The sequence below is a fragment of the Polaromonas sp. CF318 genome (assembly GCF_000282655.1).
Lineage (GTDB): Bacteria > Pseudomonadota > Gammaproteobacteria > Burkholderiales > Burkholderiaceae_C > Polaromonas.
Window position 1 is genome coordinate 18402 of sequence record NZ_AKIV01000103.1, and the last position, 19194, is coordinate 37595.

At 64.8% G+C, this 19194-nt stretch carries 15 protein-coding genes; 11 read left to right on the forward strand and 4 right to left on the reverse strand.

Annotation, left to right across the window (positions count from 1 at the left end):
• The 3 genes from PMI15_RS18870 to lptE all read left to right on the forward strand — a co-directional run bounded on the left by PMI15_RS18870 (position 1) and on the right by lptE (position 3694).
• Positions 1-435, forward strand: a complete 435-nt coding sequence (locus PMI15_RS18870; protein WP_007872858.1) for a biopolymer transporter ExbD — start codon at positions 1-3, stop codon at positions 433-435.
• A gap of 99 nt (positions 436-534) precedes the next feature.
• Positions 535-3159, forward strand: coding sequence for a leucine--tRNA ligase (leuS, locus tag PMI15_RS18875; protein ID WP_007872862.1), 2625 nt, complete (start codon positions 535-537; stop codon positions 3157-3159).
• Between the two features lie 28 nt (positions 3160-3187).
• On the forward strand, positions 3188-3694 hold the full coding sequence (lptE, locus tag PMI15_RS18880) for an LPS assembly lipoprotein LptE (RefSeq protein WP_007872864.1): 507 nt from the start codon (positions 3188-3190) through the stop codon (positions 3692-3694).
• A gap of 18 nt (positions 3695-3712) precedes the next feature.
• Here the strand turns inward: lptE and ctlX are convergent, their stop codons facing one another.
• The 3 genes from ctlX to PMI15_RS18895 all read right to left on the reverse strand — a co-directional run bounded on the left by ctlX (position 3713) and on the right by PMI15_RS18895 (position 6733).
• On the reverse strand, positions 3713-4642 hold the full coding sequence (gene ctlX / locus PMI15_RS18885) for a citrulline utilization hydrolase CtlX (protein ID WP_007872867.1): 930 nt from the start codon (positions 4640-4642) through the stop codon (positions 3713-3715).
• Between the two features lie 88 nt (positions 4643-4730).
• The gene (gene rocF, locus PMI15_RS18890) at positions 4731-5645 is read right to left on the reverse strand and encodes an arginase (protein WP_007872869.1); all 915 of its coding nucleotides are present in this window, start codon (positions 5643-5645) and stop codon (positions 4731-4733) included.
• Positions 5645-6733: an ornithine cyclodeaminase gene (locus PMI15_RS18895; protein WP_007872871.1), complete on the reverse strand. Its 1089-nt coding sequence runs from the start codon at positions 6731-6733 to the stop codon at positions 5645-5647. Before PMI15_RS18895 ends, rocF begins: the two co-directional genes overlap by 1 nt.
• Positions 6734-6871: 138 nt before the next feature.
• On the opposite strand from PMI15_RS18895, the gene PMI15_RS18900 reads away from it, so the two are divergent.
• The 5 genes from PMI15_RS18900 (at position 6872) to PMI15_RS18920 (ending at position 13482) form a co-directional block, all read left to right on the forward strand.
• Entirely contained in the window at positions 6872-7294 is a 423-nt protein-coding gene (locus tag PMI15_RS18900; protein ID WP_007872872.1) for an Lrp/AsnC family transcriptional regulator, read from the forward strand.
• Positions 7295-7330: 36 nt separating this feature from the next.
• Complete coding sequence (holA, locus tag PMI15_RS18905; protein WP_007872873.1) at positions 7331-8422, forward strand: DNA polymerase III subunit delta; 1092 nt, start codon at positions 7331-7333, stop codon at positions 8420-8422.
• Between the two features lie 113 nt (positions 8423-8535).
• Positions 8536-9789, forward strand: a complete 1254-nt coding sequence (locus PMI15_RS18910) for a glutamate-5-semialdehyde dehydrogenase (RefSeq protein ID WP_369751965.1) — start codon at positions 8536-8538, stop codon at positions 9787-9789.
• 152 nt (positions 9790-9941) lie between these two features.
• A complete protein-coding gene (gene gshA / locus PMI15_RS18915; protein ID WP_007872875.1) occupies positions 9942-11237 on the forward strand; it encodes a glutamate--cysteine ligase in 1296 nt (431 codons plus the stop codon).
• A 376-nt stretch (positions 11238-11613) separates the two neighbouring features.
• Complete coding sequence (locus PMI15_RS18920; RefSeq protein WP_007872877.1) at positions 11614-13482, forward strand: potassium transporter Kup; 1869 nt, start codon at positions 11614-11616, stop codon at positions 13480-13482.
• Between the two features lie 30 nt (positions 13483-13512).
• On the opposite strand, the gene PMI15_RS18925 is transcribed toward PMI15_RS18920, so the two are convergent.
• Positions 13513-16500: an L-glutamate gamma-semialdehyde dehydrogenase gene (locus PMI15_RS18925; RefSeq protein ID WP_007872892.1), complete on the reverse strand. Its 2988-nt coding sequence runs from the start codon at positions 16498-16500 to the stop codon at positions 13513-13515.
• 121 nt (positions 16501-16621) lie between these two features.
• Here PMI15_RS18925 and PMI15_RS18930 point away from each other — a divergent pair, with 121 nt between their 5' ends.
• The 3 genes from PMI15_RS18930 to PMI15_RS18940 all read left to right on the forward strand — a co-directional run bounded on the left by PMI15_RS18930 (position 16622) and on the right by PMI15_RS18940 (position 19115).
• Positions 16622-17101 (forward strand): Lrp/AsnC ligand binding domain-containing protein, encoded by a 480-nt coding sequence (locus PMI15_RS18930; RefSeq protein ID WP_007872894.1) that lies wholly within the window; start codon positions 16622-16624, stop codon positions 17099-17101.
• A gap of 205 nt (positions 17102-17306) precedes the next feature.
• A complete protein-coding gene (locus PMI15_RS18935; protein WP_007872896.1) occupies positions 17307-18446 on the forward strand; it encodes an ABC transporter substrate-binding protein in 1140 nt (379 codons plus the stop codon).
• 111 nt (positions 18447-18557) lie between these two features.
• Positions 18558-19115, forward strand: coding sequence for a DUF3617 domain-containing protein (locus PMI15_RS18940; protein WP_007872897.1), 558 nt, complete (start codon positions 18558-18560; stop codon positions 19113-19115).
• The last annotated feature ends 79 nt before the right edge of the window (positions 19116-19194 follow it).

The following is a 19194-nucleotide window of genomic DNA, read 5'->3' on the forward strand; positions in this document are numbered from 1 at the left end:
ATGGCTTTTGGACGCCTTGAACGCACCCAGGGCCCGCAGCCCATGAGCGAGATCAACGTCACGCCGCTGGTGGACGTGATGCTGGTGCTGGTGGTCATCTTCATCATCACCGCGCCCCTGCTGGCCAGCAGCATACGGCTGGACCTGCCCAAGACCGACGCCGCCAAGCCGGCCGACGCCCCGAAGTTCGTCACGCTGGTGGTCGACAAATCCGGCCAGGCGTTCCTGAACGACAAACCGCTGAGCCCCGACGAACTGGCGGGCCGGCTGCGGGAGACCGCCGCCCAGAACCCCGAAACCGAGGTCCAGTTGCGGGCCGACGAGGGCGTGCCCTATGGCAAGGTGGTGCAGGTGATGGGCCTGGCGCAAAAAGCCGGGCTCAACCGCATAGGCTTTGTGGCCGACAACCCTTCCGCTTCGGCCGCCCCGCGCTAAAGCAGCCCAGCCCCTAAAATCGGGGATTCCCGGCAACGGCACGCGCCGCCCGGCCTTTTTCCCCGTTTCCTGTTCCGCTTTCCGCCTTCCCGGTTCTCCATGCAAGACAAATACAACCATCTCGACGTTGAGCGCGACGCTCAAGCCCACTGGACCGCCGCCGACGCCTACCGCGTGACGGAGGATGCCGGCCGCAAGAAATACTATGCCTGCTCCATGCTGCCCTACCCCAGCGGCAAGCTGCACATGGGCCACGTGCGCAACTACACCATCAACGACATGCTCACGCGCCACCTGCGCATGAAGGGCTACAACGTGTTGATGCCCATGGGCTGGGACGCTTTCGGCCTGCCGGCCGAAAACGCCGCCATGAAAAACGGCGTACCGCCGGCCCGGTGGACCTACGACAACATCGCCTACATGAAAAAGCAGATGCAGGCGATGGGGCTGGCCATCGACTGGAGCCGCGAGGTTGCCACCTGCGACCCGGACTACTACAAGTGGAACCAGTGGCTGTTCCTGAAGATGCTGGAAAAAGGCATTGCCTACCGCAAGACCCAGGTCGTGAACTGGGACCCGGTCGACCAGACCGTGCTGGCCAACGAACAGGTCATTGACGGCAAGGGCTGGCGCACCGGCGCCACCGTGGAAAAGCGCGAAATCCCCGGCTACTACCTCAAGATCACGGCCTACGCCGAAGAGCTGCTCGACAGCGTCAGCCACAAGCTGCCCGGCTGGCCCGAGCGCGTCAAGCTCATGCAGGAAAACTGGATAGGCAAAAGCGAAGGCGTGCGTTTTGCCTTCACGCACGATATCCAGGACGCCTCCGGCAAGCAGATCGGCGACGGGAAGATGTACGTCTTCACCACGCGCGCCGACACCATCATGGGCGTGACCTTCTGCGCCGTGGCGCCCGAACACCCGCTGGCCCTGCACGCAGCGGCTTCCAGCCCCAAGGTCGCGGCCTTCATCGAGGAAAGCAAGGCCGGCGGCACCACGGAAGCCGAACTCGCCACGCAGGAAAAGAAAGGCGTGCCCACGGGCCTTTTCGTCACGCACCCGCTCACCGGCGGCCAGGTCGAAATCTGGGTCGGCAACTATGTGCTGATGAGCTACGGCGACGGCGCCGTCATGGGCGTGCCGGCGCATGATGAGCGCGATTTCGAGTTCGCCAACAAATACGGCCTGCCGATCAAGCAGGTGGTCGACGTCAAGGGCCAGGCCTATAGCCTGAACGCCTGGGCCGACTGGTACGGAGACAAGCAGCAGGGCACGGTTGTCAACTCCGGCAAGTACGACGGCCTGGGCTTCAAGGCCGCCGTTGATGCCGTCGCCGCCGATCTCGCGGCCAAGGGCCTGGGCGAGAAAAAAACCACCTGGCGCCTGCGCGACTGGGGCGTGAGCCGCCAGCGCTACTGGGGCACGCCCATCCCCATCATCCACTGCGAGGAACACGGCGCCGTGCCGGTGCCGGAAAAAGACCTGCCCGTGGTGCTGCCGCAGGACTGCGTGCCCGACGGCTCGGGCAACCCGCTGCACAAGCACGCGGGCTTTCACGCCGGCGTGGTCTGCCCCGTCTGCGGCAAGCCCGGGCGCCGTGAGACCGACACCATGGACACCTTTGTCGACTCGTCCTGGTACTTCATGCGCTACTGCGACCCCAAGAACGGCGACAAGATGGTGGCCGAGGGCGCCAACTACTGGATGCCCATGGACCAGTACATCGGTGGCATCGAGCACGCCATCCTGCACCTGCTCTATGCGCGCTTCTGGACCAAGGTCATGCGCGACCTGGGCCTGGTAAAGGTCGACGAGCCCTTCACCAAACTGCTTACGCAGGGCATGGTGCTCAACGAGGCCTTCGCGCGCACCACCACCGGCAAGCAGTACTTCTGGGCACACGAGCTCGACATCGTGCGCGACGAACACGCCAAGGTGCTCTCCGCCACCGCCAAGGCCGACGGCCTGCCGGTGCCCTACGAGGGCTGGACCACCATGTCCAAGTCCAAGAACAACGGCGTCGATCCGCAGGACCTGATCGAAAAGTACGGCGCGGACACCGCCCGGCTCTACACCATGTTCACCGCGCCCCCCGACACCACGCTGGAATGGAACGACGCCGCGCTCGAGGGCTCCTACCGCTTCCTGCGCCGCGTCTGGAATTTCGGCGTCAAGCTCGGCGCCGGCAAGCAGCCCGAAGGCGGCGCGCCCGCATTCGACAAGGACACCAAGGCCTTGCGCCTGGAAATCCACACGGTGCTCAAGCAGATCGACTACGACTACCAGCGCATGCAGTACAACACCGTGGTGTCGGGCAACATGAAGCTGCTCAACGCACTGGAAGACTTCAAGGGCGCCGCCTCCGCCGGCTCGGACACCGCCCTGCGCGAAGGTTTCGGCATCCTGCTGCGCTGCCTGTACCCGGCGACGCCCCACCTGGCGCACGCGCTGTGGTCGCAGCTCGGTTATGCCGCACAGCACGGCGATCTGCTCGATGCGCCCTGGCCGCAGGTGGACGCCAGCGCCCTGCAGCAGGACGAGATCGAGTTGGTACTTCAGATCAACGGCAAGCTGCGCGGCGCCGTCACGGTGCCGGCCGGCGCCGACAAGGCCGCCATCGAGGCGGCCGCGCTGGCATCGGAAGCCTTCACCAAACAGGCTGCGGGCGCGCCCGCCAAAAAGGTGATCGTGGTGCCCGGCCGCCTGGTCAACATCGTCATCTGAAACCGTTCAACGAAAAGAAGGCAAGCCCATGCAGCGTCGCGCATTCCTTTCCCTGTCGGCCAGCGCCGCCGCTCTCACGCTGAGCGGTTGCGGTTTCGCCCTGCGCAAGGCGCCCAACTTCGCCTTCAGCACGCTTTTTTCCTCCCTGGGCGAAGGCTCGCCGCTGGGCGTGGAACTCAGGCGCTCCTTGCAATCCACCCGCAAGGTGGAAGTGATCTCCGACCCCCGCCGCATCAACGAGGCGCAGGTGATCCTGGACGTGCTGAGCGACCAGCGCGAAAAGGTGGTGCTCAGCACCAACACCTCAGGTCAGGTGCGCGAGTTCCAGCTGCGGCTGCGCTTTCGCTTCAGGCTGCGTACGCTGGCCGGCAAGGAATTGATCCCCGAGACGGAAATCCTGCAGCAGCGCGACATCAGCTTCAACGAATCCGCCGTGTTGGCCAAGGAAGCCGAGGAAGCCCTGCTGTACCGCGACATGCAGAGCGACGTGGTGCAGCAGATCATGCGCCGCCTGGCGGCCGTGACGGAGCTCTAAGCGGCGGCATCCGCGGGCTTACCGTTTGCCCAGGTGAATGCCGGCCAGCATGCAGCGCACCGAGCCGCCCGCCAGCTCGATGGTGGGCACGGGCAGCGGCAGCAGCTGCGCAAACTTTTCAATCACCTTGCGCTGTTCGCGTGTGAGGCTTTCAGCGGCCCGGCTTGACAGCGCCAGCACCCGGCCCTGCTTGCCCGTCAGCTCGATGGCATTGCCGGCAAACGAGGCAATCTGCTGCCCGCTCAACGCGATGACGCTGCGGCCGCTTTCCTCCAGGCGCCGCCGCACTTCGGCGCGCCGCGCGGGGTCGGTGATGAGATCGAAGCCCGCCATCGCGAACTGCGTGGCGATGCACATCATGACGTTGGTGTGGTAGGTGGGCTGACCGCCCTCGCCCGCTGTGGAGAACACCAGGGGCTCGAAATTGAAGTGCGTGCAAAAGCGCTCCAGCATCACCTCGCTGGCGCGGTTCGAGCGCGCGGTGTAGGCCACCCGGTCTATGTGGTCCAGCACCATGGCGCCCGTGCCTTCGAGGAACAACCCGTCGGGCTCCAGCCCGGAGTAGTCGATGACGTCCTGCACGCGGTAGCGCGCCTTGAGCATCTCGATGACGTCGCCGCGCCTCTCGCGCCGACGGTTCGGCGAGTACATCGGGTACAGAGCCACATGCCCGCCGCTGTGGGTGGAGAACCAGTTGTTGGGAAACACCGAGTCCGGCGTGTCGCGCTCGCCGTGATCCTCGAACAGGTGCACGTCCACGCCGGCTTGTTCCAGGCGCGCCGCGGCGGCCGTGACTTCCGCGTGCGCGGCCGCGGCCACCTCCGCATCGCCGCGGCCGCCGGGCAGGGACTGGAAACCGTTGTCGTGCGCGGTTTCGGGGTTGGGATGGAAGCGGTGCGGACGGATCATCACGACCGCGCCGGGCGCCTGGAAGGAATGGATGCTCATGGTGGGTAAAGCGCCGATAAAGCCGCGAAAGCGGAAAAGTCAAACCGCGGGAAAGAGACGGGCCAAAGCCCGCCGTGTAGTCAAGCCCTCAGGCCCGCATCAGCGTGCTTTTGCCGAACAGGCTTTCGATCAGGTCCACCGCGACTTCCGCCGTGCCGTTGCGCACGTCCAGCGCCGGGTTCAGCTCCATCACGTCCAGCGAGCCCAGCAGGCCGGTGTCGGCAATCATCTCCATGCACAGCTGGGCCTCACGGTAGGTCGGCCCGCCCTTGATGGCGGTGTCCACGCCGGGCGCGATGGACGGGTCCAGGAAGTCCACGTCGAAGCTCACATGCAGATGCGTGTCGGCATCCATGCCGGCCAGCGCTTTTTCCATGGTGTGGCGCATGCCCATCTCGTCGATGTAGCGCATGTCGAAGACCTCCAGCCCCTCCTGGCGCACAAAGCGCTTTTCGCCCTCGTCCACGCTGCGTATACCGATCTGCCGGATGGCCGAAGGGCTCATGGCCGGCGTGGCGCCGCCTATGCCGGTGAGCTCGGCCGGGCCGTGGCCGCACAGCACAGCCACCGGCATGCCGTGCACATTGCCGGTGGGCGTGAGGGCGTTGGTGTTGAAGTCGGTGTGCGCGTCCAGCCAGAGCACGCGCAGTTTTTTTCCGGTGACGCGGCAGTGGCGCGCCACCGCGCTGATGGAGCCTATGCCCAGGCAGTGGTCACCGCCCAGCAAAATCGGCAAGCGGCCGGCAGCCAGGCTCTGGTACATGGCCTCATGCACGGCCTTGTTCCATTCGACCACTTCCTGCAGGTGGCGATAGCCGTCGGCCGGCGGCAGCCAGGGATTGGTCGGGCCGGCCAGGTTGCCGGTGTCGGCCACCTGCAGGCCGCGCGCATGCAGCGCCTCGCGGATGCCGGCCACACGCAAGGCCTCGGGGCCCATGGAGGCGCCGCGGCTGCCCGCGCCTATGTCGGTGGGCGCGCCTATCAGGTCAACGGGAGTGCTCATCAAGGGGTCATTTCAGGGACGGTGTCGGTACGAACTGCCTTGACTGTACGGGCTGCGGCCGGCGCCAGCAAGCCGAACAGGTCCTTGGGGTTGTCCAGGCGCGGCACCAGGTCGATCTGCCGGCGCAGGGCCGGGTCGGCGAGCTGCAGCTTGTGCAGGTAGCGCAAGGCCGAGTAGTCCTCCAGCGCGAAACCGACCGAATCGAAAATCGTGACCTCTTCAGGCGATGCGCGCCCGCTGGCCGTGCCCTTGAGCACGTCGGCGAATTCGGCCACCTTGAAATCCTCGGGCATTTGCTGGATCTCGCCTTCGATGCGCGATTGCGGCTCAAACTCGACCACCACGCGGGCGTCCTTGCGCAGCAGGATGTCGGCGTGCAGCTCGGTCTTGCCGGGGCAGTCACCGCCCACGGCGTTCAGGTGCATGCCGGGTTTGACCATCTCCGGCGTCAGGATCACGGCGTTGCGCTTGTCGGCGGTGATGGTGGTCACGATGTCGGCGCCTTGCACAGCCTCGGCGGCCGAGCGGCAAACCGTCACGCGCAAGCCCGGCAGTCCCATGGCGTGCAAGTTGCGCGCCAGCTTGTCGCTGGCCGCGGCATCAATGTCAAAGAGGCGCATCTCGCGTATGCCCAGCATGTGGTGAAAGGCGATCGCCTGGAACTCACTTTGCGCACCGTTGCCGATGAGGGCCATGACGCGGCTGTCAGGCCTGGCCATCCATTTCGCGGCCAGGGCCGAGGTGGCGGCGGTGCGCAGCGCGGTGGTGATGGTCAGCTCGGACAGCAACAGCGGGTAGCCGGTGTCCACGTCGGCCAGCACGCCGAAGGCGGTGACCGTGAGCAGGCCCAGCTCGGTGTTCTTGGGATGTCCGTTGACGTACTTGAAGGAATACTGGTGGCCGTCGCTGGTCGGCATCAACTCGATCACGCCGTCGGGCGAATGGATGGCGTGGCGCGCCGACTTGTCAAAATCGTTCCAGCGCCGGTAGTCGTGCTCGATCTCGCCGGCCAGGCCTTCGATAAAGGCGGCGGCGCCGCGCTGGCGCACGATTTTCTGGATGCTTTCAATGCCAATGTAGTCAACCATGATGGGGCTCCCGGTCTTGTGTTGATTTCCATTGTCCGTAGCCCTCATGGCAAAGAAAAGTCAGTAAATTGATCAAAATTTCGACTTGCTTGAGCAAATAGCCAATCGAAATTGGCGTTTCGCCAATAAAATCAAGCCATGGACGATATCGACCGCCAACTGCTGTCCCTGCTGCGCGACAACGCCCGGGCCACCGTCGCCTCGCTGGCCAAGGTGTTGCGGGTCTCGCGCGGCACGGTGCAGAACCGGCTGGCCAAACTGGAGGCCGACGGCACCATCACCGGTTACACGGTGCGGCTCAAGCCCCAGGCCGAAGGCCACCGCATACGCGCCTTCATGACGGTGGCGGTCGAAGGTAACCGCACGGCGGCCGTGCTGACTGCCTTGCGCGGCGATCCGGCCGTGAGCGCCCTGCACACCACCAACGGCCGATGGGACATGGTGGCCGAACTGCAGGCCGACAGCCTGGAAGCCTTTGACAGTGTGCTGAGCCGTATACGCCTGCTCGAAGGCATTGCCAACACTGAAACCAGCCTGCTGTTGTCGACCAGCAAACTCTGACCGGCTCGCACAAGCCCACCCGCTAAACTCCGTCCCATGAATCTGGCCCCCGCCCAACTCCAGGAGCACCTCAAGCGCGGCTTGAAGAGCCTGTACACCCTGCACGGCGACGAGCCCCTGCTGGTGCAGGAGTTCGCTGACGCGCTGCGCGCCGCGGCGCGCGCCCAGGGCTACACCGAGCGCACGGTGCACACCGTGGCCGGCGCGCACTTCGACTGGAGCGAGGTGCTGGCCAGCGGCGGCTCCTTGAGCCTGTTCGCCGACAAGCAGATCGTCGAGATCCGCATCCCCAGCGGCAAGCCCGGCAAGGACGGCTCGGTCGCGCTGCAGCAGATCGCCGAGCGCGCGCAGGGCGACGACAGCACGCTCACCTTGGTCATGCTGCCGCGACTGGACAGCATGACGGCCAAGGGCGCCTGGTTCGGCGCGCTCGAGAGCTTCGGCATCACCGTCAAGTTCGACCCGATCGACAGGCGCAGCCTGCCGCAGTGGATCGCCCAGCGCCTGCAGCAGCAAGGCCAGCGCGTGGCCGCCGGCGAGGAAGGCCAGCGCACGCTGCAGTTTTTCGCCGACCGGGTCGAGGGCAACCTGCTGGCGGCGCACCAGGAAATCCAGAAGCTGGGCCTGCTCTACCCGGCCCAGTCGGGCGGCAGCGACGGCATCCTCAGCTTCGACCAGGTCGAAAACGCCGTGCTCAACGTGGCACGCTACGACGTCTTCAAGCTCTCCGAAGCCGTGCTGGGGGGCCAGGCTGTGCGCGTGGCACGCATGCTGGACGGCCTGCAGTCCGAGGGCGAATCCGAAGTGCTGGTGCACTGGGCGCTGGCTGAAGATATCCGCAGCATGAAGCGCGTGAAAGATGCCATTAGCGCCGGCCGGCCCATGCCCATGGCGCTGCGCGAAAACCGCGTCTGGGGCATCAAGGAAAAACTGTTCGAGCGCGTGCTGCCGCACATCGGCGACACCACCCTGGCCAACCTGCTGCACGCCGCCCACAAGGTCGACGGCATCGTCAAGGGCCTGAAGCAGCCTGACTGGCCCGCCGACGGCTGGCAGGCCCTGCACCGGCTGGCCGGCATGGTCTGCGAGCAATGCGCCGCGCCGGTCCGCAGTACTCGGCAGGCATAGCCCCCAGCGCCGTGGGCACCCACCGGCAGGCCTAAAATGGCCCCATGAACGCGCCCGACTCCCACCAAGCCCTTTCTTCTTCCAGCGATATCGCCGGCGACGTCGCTGGCCTGATGGAACTGCTGGGCTCCCGGGCCAAAGCGGCTTCGGCCGAGATCGCGCGCGCACCGGCCGCCGCCAAAAACAAGGCCTTGCTGAACCTGGCCAAGTCGCTGCGCAAAAACACGGCGGTGCTGGAAACCGCCAACCAGCGCGACCTGGAGCGCGCTACAACCGCGGGCCTGGCCGGCCCCCTGCTGGACCGGCTCAAGCTCACGCCCAAGATCATTGACACCGTGGCCCAGGGCTGCGAACAGCTGGCCGCCATGGCCGACGTGATCGGCGACATCATCGGCATGAAGGAGCAGCCCAGCGGCATACGCGTGGGCCAGATGCGCGTGCCCATCGGGGTCTTCGGCATGATTTACGAAAGCCGGCCCAATGTGACGATAGAGGCCGCCTCGCTCGCGATCAAGAGCGGCAACGCCTGCATTCTGCGCGGCGGCTCGGAAGCCATCGAATCGAACAAGGCGCTGGCCGCGCTGGTGCAGCAAGCCCTGGCCGACGCCGACCTGCCGCCCGATGCCGTACTGCTGGTGCCCACCACCGACCGCGAGGCCGTCGGGCGGCTGATCGCCATGCCGCAGTATGTGGACGTCATCATCCCGCGCGGCGGCAAAGGCCTGATTGAACGCATCAGCCGCGACGCCAGGGTGCCCGTCATCAAGCACCTGGACGGCAACTGCCATGTGTACGTCGACGACCCTTGCGACCTGGAGATGGCCGTCAAGGTCGCCGACAACGCCAAGACGCAGAAATACAGCCCCTGCAATGCCAGCGAAGGCCTGCTGGTGGCGCGCGGCGTGGCCGCCGCCTTCCTGCCGAAAATCGGCGCTATTTACGCTGCCAAGGGCGTGGAGATGCGCTGCGACCCGGAGGCGCTGGCCATTCTGTCCAAGGTGAAAAATGCCAACACCCTGGCCGCCACCGAGCAGGACTGGTACGAGGAATACCTGGCGCCCATCATCAGCATCAAGGTGGTCGAAGGCATTGACGAAGCCATCGCCCACATCAACCACTACTCCAGCCACCACACCGACGCCATCCTGACCCGCGACCACATGCACGCCCAGCGCTTTCTGCGCGAGGTGGATTCGGCCAGCGTCATGGTGAATGCGAGCACCCGCTTCGCCGATGGCTTCGAGTTCGGGCTGGGCGCCGAGATCGGCATCAGCACGGACAAGTTCCATGCGCGCGGGCCGGTCGGCATTGAGGGCCTCACCTCCCTCAAGTATGTGGTGCTGGGCCAGGGCGAAGTGCGCTCCTGAGGGCATGCCGGGCCGCGAATGCGGTCCACGGATTTTTGGATGGCTTGACCGGCGTTACCCCTTGTAACCCCAGGATGCCGTCCCAATCTCCCTAGAATTCGGTCAGCTATAGCCGAAGCAAATAACAGAATCACCCTATCGAAAGTGGCCGAATGGTTCCGCACCTCATCACCGCCCTGAACGGCCCCATCAACGAACTCGAACAACGCGTACTGGACTCCACCCCGGCCATCGAGCGCTGGTTCCGGCTGGAGTGGATGGAGCACACGCCGCCGTTTTACAGCTCGGTCGACATCCGCAACGCGGGCTTCAAGCTGGCCCCGGTGGACACCAACCTGTATCCCGGCGGCTGGAACAACCTCACGCCTGAAATGCTGCCGCTGGCGGTGCAGGCAGCCATGGCCGCGATCGAAAAAATCTGTCCCGAGGCGCGCAACCTGCTGGTCGTGCCCGAGAACCACACGCGCAACAGCTTTTACCTGTCCAATGTGCTGCAGCTCAAGCGCATCTTCCACCAGGCGGGCCTGAACGTGCGCTTCGGCTCGCTGAGCCCCGACATCAAGGCGCCCACCACGCTGAACCTGCCGACCGGCGAGACCATCACCATCGAGCCGCTGATACGCACCGACCGGCGCCTGGGCCTGAAGGACTTCGACCCCTGCACCATCCTGCTGAACAACGACCTGTCGGCCGGCATCCCGGGCATCCTGGAAGACGTCAACGAGCAGTACCTGCTGCCGCCGCTGCACGCGGGCTGGTCGGTGCGCCGCAAATCGCACCACTTCAAGGCTTACGAAGAAATCTCCAAGCGCTTCGGCAAGCTGCTGGGCATAGACCCCTGGCTGATCAACCCCATGTACGCGCAGTGCGGCGAGGTCAACTTCGCCGAGAACACCGGTATGGAGTGCCTGACCACCAATGTCGACGCGCTGCTGACCAAGATCAAGCGCAAGTACAAGGAATACGGCATCAACGAAAAGCCCTTTGTCGTCGTCAAGGCCGACAACGGCACCTACGGCATGGGCATCATGACGGTGCGCGACGTCAAGGACCTGGACGCGCTGAACCGCAAGACCAAGAACAAGATGAGCACCACCAAGGACGGCCAGGCGCTGTCGGAAGTGATCATCCAGGAAGGCGTGCTGACCAACGAGCGCGTCAACGACGCGGTGGCCGAACCCGTGGTCTACATGATGGACCGCTATGTGGTCGGCGGCTTTTACCGCGTGCATGCCGAGCGCGGGGTGGACGAAAACCTCAACGCGCCCGGCGCCAGTTTTGTGCCGCTGGCCTTCGCCGACAGCGGCCGCCTGCCGCAGCCCGGCGAAAAACCCGGCTCCAGCAGCCCCAACCGCTTCTATATGTATGGCGTGATCGCCCGGCTGGCCATGCTGGCGGCGAGCTACGAACTCGAAGCCACCGACCCGGACGCCGAGGTGTATGACTGATACCCCTGTCGTTCCCACTTCGCTGCGCTGCGCGTAGTGCCTTTTCCCCTTGCAGGGGACGCCGCGGGGCATCCGGCAAAGCCGGTCTGCCCCGCGGCGGCTGACATAGTCGATCCCAACCCATAGCGGGCGCGCATAGGCAGCTACTGAAAAGGTAGCACTTCCGAACAGAGTGCCGCCCCAGCTCCTGGAGCTGCCGGGCGCCCACTTTTGTTACAAGTTGTTGCGGTGCAACAAAATCGGGATTAGTTGGATTTAGGGGTGCCCGCCGACTTGCAAGCCGGGCCCCCGGGCGCAAAATAGCGTTCCCAAAGGTAACCATTCCCGCTGCTTCGGACCCGCTTGAACGGGCCGGGCGCAAAGACGGGAAGTTTTTGTGTCTAGTCAAAAATCATCACTCGCGGCGCTCACCCTGGGCGCCATCGGTGTCGTCTACGGCGACATCGGAACCTCCCCTCTTTACGCGTTCAAGGAGGTCTTCGGCAGCGGTCATGTACCCATCACGACGGCAAATGTGCTGGGTGTGCTGTCGTTGTTTTTCTGGACGCTCACGGTGGTGGTGTCCATCAAGTATGTGGCGCTCATCATGCGGGCCGACAATGCAGGCGAAGGGGGCTTGATGGCCTTGCTGGCCCTGGCATCCCAATCGGTCAAGGACCGTCCACAACTGCGCAAGGCGATGCTGATCCTGGGCGTGTTTGGTGTGGCCCTGTTTTTTGGCGACGGGGTCATTACGCCGGCGATCTCCGTGCTCTCGGCTGTGGAAGGGCTTGAAATCATCACGCCGGCCGCCAAACCCTATGTCGTCCCCATTTCCCTGCTGGTGCTGTTCATTCTTTTCGCGGTGCAAAAACGCGGCACCGCAGATATCGGCAAATTTTTTGGGCCTGTGACGGTATTCTGGTTTCTGGCCATAGCGGCCACGGGTGTGCTGCAAATTATCGAAAACCCCGGCGTACTGGCGGCTGTCGCTCCGTGGTATGCCCTGCGCTTTGCGATGGAGCACTACGGAATTGCTTTCATCACGCTGGGCGCCGTGTTCCTGTGCGTTACGGGGGCCGAAGCGCTTTACGCGGACATGGGACATTTCGGAAAGCTGCCCATCCGGCTGGCCTGGTTTGCGCTGGTCATGCCGTCCCTGATGCTCAACTACTTTGGACAGGGAGCGCTGGTCCTGGCGAACCCCAAGGCGGCCAGCAATCCGTTTTACCTCATGACGCCGGACTGGGCGCTCATTCCCATGGTGGTGCTGGCGACACTGGCCACGGTCATTGCCTCCCAGGCCCTGATTTCCGGGGCGTTTTCAGCCACCAAACAGACCATTCAACTGGGTTTTCTGCCGCGCCTGAGCATTCTGCACACCTCCATCCGTGAAACCGGGCAAATCTATATTCCCGCCGTGAACTGGGCCCTCCTGGCCGGGGTCGTGATGGCCGTGCTGATGTTCGGATCTTCCTCAGCCCTGGCAGCGGCGTATGGCATTTCGGTGAGCCTGCTCATGGTGATCACCACCATCCTGACATTCTTTGTGATCCGTTTTGGCTGGGGATATCCGTTGCCCTTGTGCATCGCCGCGACCGGTTGCTTCTTTATGGTCGATATCGCGTTCTTTGCATCCAATGCGCTGAAGATTGCCCATGGTGGATGGTTCCCGTTGGCGATGGCCGGGGTTCTGTACATGGTCATGACCACCTGGAAGCAAGGCCGCAGCATCCTCAATGAAAAGCTGCGCACCGATGCTGTCGATCTGCCCAGCTTCCTCGATGCCGTGTTCGTCAGCCCGCCCGTCAGGGTGGAAGGCACGGCGGTCTTCCTGACCGCCGAGCCCGGCACCGTCCCGAATGCGCTGTTGCACAACCTCAAGCACAACAAGGTGCTGCACGCGCAGAACCTGTTCGTGACGGTGCGCAACCACGAGGTGCCATGGATAGGCATGAACAAGCGCATCGAAATCGAATCGCTCGGGCATGACTGCTGGCAGGTCAAGGTGCACTACGGCTTCAAGAACGACCTGGACCTGCCCAAGGCCCTGCAGCAGATCAAGGGCCGCGGCTGCGAGCTGGAGTCCATGACCACCAGCTATTTTCTTTCGCGCGACACCGTGATCCCGACGATTGGCAGCGGCATGGCGCCGTGGCGCGAGAAGCTGTTCGCGCAGATGCACCACAACGCGAGTGGAGCGGCGGATTTCCTGAATTTGCCGAACAACTCCGTGGTGGAGCTGGGCAGCAAGATAGAGATCTGACGCCTTGCCCGCGAGGGCGTGCGCAAACCCTCAAGCGCCGCCCGCCAGCAGCGCGGCATTCCCGCCCGCCGCCGTCGTATTCACCGTCACCGTCTGCTCGGCACAGAAACGGTAAAGGTAATGCGGCCCGCCTGCCTTGGGGCCGGTGCCGGAGAGCCCCTCTCCGCCAAACGGCTGCACCCCCACCACCGCGCCAATCATGTTGCGGTTCACATAAATGTTGCCGACATGGGCCGCCGCGGCCAGCGCCTGTGCGCGGGAGTCGATGCGGGTCTGTATGCCCAGGGTCAGGCCGTAGCCCAGCGCGTTGATCTGCGCGATCACGGCCTGCGGGTCCTTGAGCTCGCCGCTGCCCCAGCGCACGACCTGCAGCACGGGGCCGAAGATTTCGTCTTTCACGTCGGACAGGCTGCGCACTTCAAAGGCCGCGGGCGCAACCAGGTTGGCCAGGGGGCCGGACGCGGCCTGCTCGCGATCCGCCGGAGCGACCAGCACCTTGGCGCTTGTGCCCAGGCGCTGCAAATGCTTCTGGATGTTGTCAAAGGCCTCGCGGTCTATCACCGGGCCGACGTCGGTGGCGAGGTCGGCGGTCTCACCAGCCACCAGTTCCCGCGCCGCGCCTTTGATCATTTCTATCACGTGGTCGGCGATGCCTTCGTGCACGCACAGCAAACGCAGCGCCGAGCAGCGCTGGCCGGCGCTGCGAAACGCGCTTTGTACCACCGCGTCGGCGACCTGCTCGGGCAAGGCCGTGCTGTCGACCAGCATGGCGTTGATGCCGCCGGTTTCGGCGATCAGCGGGACGATGGGGCCATCCTTGGCGGCCAGCGCGCGGTTGATGATTTTCGCGACCTGGGTGGAGCCGGTGAACACCACGCCGGCCACCTGGGGCGCCGCCACCAGCGCCGCGCCCACGGTCTCGCCGGGGCCGTGCGCGAGCTGCAGCACGCCTTCGGGCACGCCGGCTTCATGCAGCAGCTTCACGGCCTCCCAGGCAATGCCGGGCGTCTGCTCGGCCGGCTTGGCCAGCACGGCGTTGCCGGTGGCCAGCGCGGCCGCGACCTGGCCGGTGAAAATGGCCAGCGGAAAATTCCAGGGGCTGATGCAGACCCAGACGCCGCGCGCCGCAAGGCGCAGTTCATTGGTCTCGCCGGTCGGGCCGGGCAGCGCCACCGGCCGCATGATGCGCTCGGCCTCATTGGCGTAGTAGCGCAAAAAGTCCACCGCCTCACGCACTTCCGACACGGCATCGCCCCAGGTCTTGAAGGCTTCCTTGACCAGCAGCGCGCAGAACTTGGGCATCTGCCGCTCCATCACGTCGGCGGCGCGGCGCAGGATGGCCGCGCGCTCGGCCACGTCCACCTTGCTCCATGCCCGGCAGGCGCCGGCGCCTTTCTCCACGGCAGCCGCGGCCTGCCGCGGGTCAAACTCCGGCACCACGGGCACAGGGGTGGCGGCCAGCGCGGCCAGCAGCGGTGCGCGCATGCTGGCTACCGTGAGGTCCAGACCCAGGCTGTTGGGCCGGCCGGGGCCATAGAGCGCGGGCGGCAGCGGCAGCGAAGACTCGGGCTCCAGCCGCAGCGGCGAGGTCAGCAATTCGCCCATGCCGACCGACTCGTCGGCGAGCTGGTGCACAAAGGAAGAATTGGCGCCGTTCTCCAGCAGGCGGCGCACCAGGTAAGCCAGCAAGTCGCGGTGCGCGCCCACAGGGGCATAGACGCGGCAGCTGATCAGCGGGTTCTTGAGCACCTCGCGGAACACGCCCTCGCCCATGCCGTGCAGGCGCTGCAGCTCGAAGGGCACGGCGTTGCGCGAAGCCATTTGCAAAATCGCGGCGATGGTCGCGGCATTGTGGCCGGCGAACTGCGGGTAAATCGCATCGGGCGCGGCCAGCAAGGCCTGCGCGCAGGCGAGGTATGACACGTCGGTGTGGTGCTTGTGCGTGAACACCGGGTAATGCGGCAGGCCCATCTCCTGGGCGCGCTTGATTTCCGAATCCCAGTACGCGCCCTTGACCAGGCGGCACATCAGGCGCAGCTTGTACTTGCGGGCAATGGCGGTGACGTGGCCTATCAGGTCCAGCGCGCGCGTCTGGTAGGCCTGCATGGCCAGGCCGAAGCCCTGCCACTTGGGGTGGTGCTGCGCCACCAGCGCGGCCAGCGCTTCGAAAACGTCGAGCGAAAGCTCAAGCCGGTCGACTTCCTCGGCGTCTATCGTGAGGTTGATGTTGGCGCGCGCCGACAGCTCGCACAGGCCCCAGACGCGGGGGACCAGTTCGGCCATCACGCGTTCGCGCTGCGCGTCTTCATAACGCGGGTGCAGCGCGCTGAGCTTGATCGAGATGCCGTCGTTTTTTTCCGTAGCTCCGCTGCTGCTGGCGCCGGCCGCGATGGCCTGGATGGCATGGGTGTAGCTCGCCAGGTAGCGCAGCGCATCGGCGTCGGTGCGCGCGCCCTCACCCAGCATGTCGTAGCTGAAGCGCAAATTCGGGATTTTTTTGCGGCTGTCGTCGGCCTCGCCCATGGCGTCGCCAATCGTCTGGCCCAGCACAAATTGCCGGCCCAGCAGTTGCACGGCGCGCAGGGTGGCGGCCACGACGGTGCGCGCGCCCAGCTTGCTCATCAAATTGGGATGGCCGCCTTCGGGCAAAAACAGCTTGGACATCGCGATCGCGGAGGCCGACAGGCGCGCCATCACACCGTCGCCGGCGCCGTCGAAATCGGCGCGCCCCAATTGGTCGGCCGTCAGCGCAATCGCCGTTTCGGCATCCGGCACGCGCAGCAGGGCTTCGGCCAGGCGCATCAGGGCCAGGCCCTCGGCGCTGGAAATCGGGTATTCCTTGAGCAGGCTTTCCATGGCCCAGAAAGGCGGTGGGTTGTCGCGCACGGCCTGTACCCAGGGCTGGGCCGAATGCGCGGCCGCCGCCCAGTCCAGCGCGCCGGCCAGGCTTCGCAACTGGCCGGCCACGATCTCGGGTTCGGGGCGGTAGGGGAAAGGCAGGCGCGGGGAGGTGAACATCAGGGGCTCCATGGAGGATTTCACGGGTTGGGGTGCTTATTCAGTGGATGCATCGATGTTCCGTTGAATAATGATGAATTTCCCGCTAAATTTCCCAAAATAACCGAATAATTCACTACTCATGTTTGAAGCCTCCGCAGAAATTGACCGCATAGACCTCAAAATCCTGAATGTTTTACAGCAGGACGGCCGGATTTCCAACCTCAAGCTGGCCGAAAGCGTGGCCCTGTCGCCCACGGCGGTGCTGGCCCGGGTGCAGCGCCTGAGCCGGGACGGCTACATCCTGGGCTATGAGGCCCTGCTCAACCCTCTCAAGCTGGGCGCCGGCATGATGGTGTTTGTGGAGGTATTGCTGGACCGCACCACGCCCAATGTGTTCGAGGCCTTCAAGGCGGCGGTGCAGGTGCACCCTGAAATCACCGAATGCCATATGGTGGCCGGCGGCTTTGACTACCTGCTCAAGACCCGCATGGCCGACATGGCGGCCTACCGCTCTTTCGCCGGCACCGTGCTGTGGCAGCTGCCGGGCGTGCGTGAAACCCGTACCTACGCGGTGATGGAAGAGGTCAAGAGCACCACCCGGCTTGCGCTGGGCGTATGAACTCTCACATGGCACAAATCGCGCAATTCGAGACTTTTGCGGCATTTTTGCCGCTCTTGATGCACTGCAAGCGCAGGAACGGGGGCTAACCGCGTTGCCAAGCCGGTGGGCTTGGGATACCTTGGCATCACAGCACATAGGCAGTGCATTGCATAGGTAGCCGCAGCCGTATCCCCGGCTGCGGACAACTTCGGAGGGCTTCCTGATGAACACCCAGCCATGGTCTCGATTCGGCGCACTGCTGCTGGCACTGGCCGCCGGCACCGCGCACTGCGCGGAAACCGGCGTCAGCGACAGCGAAATCCTGGTCGGGCAGTTCGCCGCCCAGACTGGCCCCGCGGCCGAGCTGGGCAAGCGCATGCAGTTGGGCATACTGGCCCACTTCAATGCGGTCAATGCGGCGGGCGGCATCAACGGCCGCAGCCTCAAGCTGGTCTCGCGCGACGACGGCTACGAGCCCGAAAAGGCCGCCGCCGCGGTCAAGGCCCTGATCGAGGAGGACAAGGTGTTCGCGCTGGTCGGCTCGGTCGGCACACCGACCACGCTGGCCGCCGTGCCGGCCATCAACGCGGCCGGCATCCCGCTGATAGGCCCTTTTACCGGCGCGCAGGCCCTGCGCGAGCCCTTCAACCGCAACATCTTCCATGTGCGCGCCAGCTACTTTGACGAGACCGAACGCATCGTGCAGCACCTGAGCACCGTCGGCATCACCAAAATCGCCGTCTTCTACCAGAACGACTCCTACGGCAAGGCCGGGCTCGAGGGTGTGACGCGGGCGCTGGCCAAGCGCAACCTCAAAGCCGCGGCCAGCGTCACCGTCGAGCGCAACAGCGTGGACGTGGCCGCGCCGCTGGCGGAGATCCTCAAGGCCGCGCCCGAAGCGGTGATACAGATCAGCGCCTACAAGTCCTGCGCCGCGCTGATCAAGCAGGCCCGGGCCAAGGCCTACGGCGGCCAGTTTTTTAATGTGAGCTTTGTCGGCTCCAAGGCCCTGGCCGAGGAACTGGGCGACGCCGGGGCCGGCGTGACCATTTCGCAGGTCGTGCCCTTTCCCTACACGCCCTCCTCCGCCATCGTGCGCGAGTACCAGCAGCGCATGACGGAGGCCGGCAACAAGGATTTTGATTTTTCGAGCATGGAAGGTTTTCTCGCGGCCAAGGTCTTCACCGAGGGCCTGCGCCGGGCCGGCAAGACCCTGACCCGCGAAAGCCTGGCCACGGCGCTGGAATCGATGCGCGACCACAACATGGGCGGCTTCACTGTGAACTACGCGCCCAAAAGCCACGAAGGCTCGCGTTTCACCGACCTGACCATTATTGGGCGCGGCGGGAAATTCATGCGCTGAACCGGGCCCGCCGTTCGGGCAAGGCCGCGCCGGGGCTTGCCAGACGGCACTCCCTGGCCATAATGCGAGCACAAACCACCCCCTCCCTGTCAGATATCACCAGGAGTGCCCATGAAATCCATATCTCTTCTGCTGGCAAGCGCCACACTGGCCTTCGCCGCCGGCGCTCAGGCGCAAACGACCAAGCCCGGCTTGTGGGAAATCACCAACAAAATGCAGTCGAGTTCCGGCGAAATGGAAAAAGCCATGGCCAATATGGAAAAGCAGATGGCCAGCATGCCGCCCGAGCAACGCAAGCAGATGCAGGACATGATGGCCAAGCAGGGCATGTCCATGGCACCCGGCAGCGGCGGCGGCATGAGCATGAAGGTGTGCATCACCAAGGAAATGGCCGAGCGCAATGAGTTGCCGCAGCAGCAGCAAGGCGACTGCAAGACCACCCGCTCGCCGGGCAGCGGCAACACCATGAAGTTCTCTTACACCTGCACCCAGCCGCCTTCCAGCGGCGAAGGCGTGATGACCTTCAACGGTGACACCGGCTACACCATGAAGATGAACACCACGACCACCGTCAAGGGCAAGCCCGAGAAAATGACCATGGATGCCACGGGCAAATGGCTGTCGGCCGACTGCGGCGCCATCAAACCCATCACCCCTCCGAAAAAGTAGCCCGAAGAGACACCTCTTCACCAGCAGGGGCCGCGGAACCGGCTTTGCCGGGCCGCAGGCGCAGCGGCCCCCTCGGGGG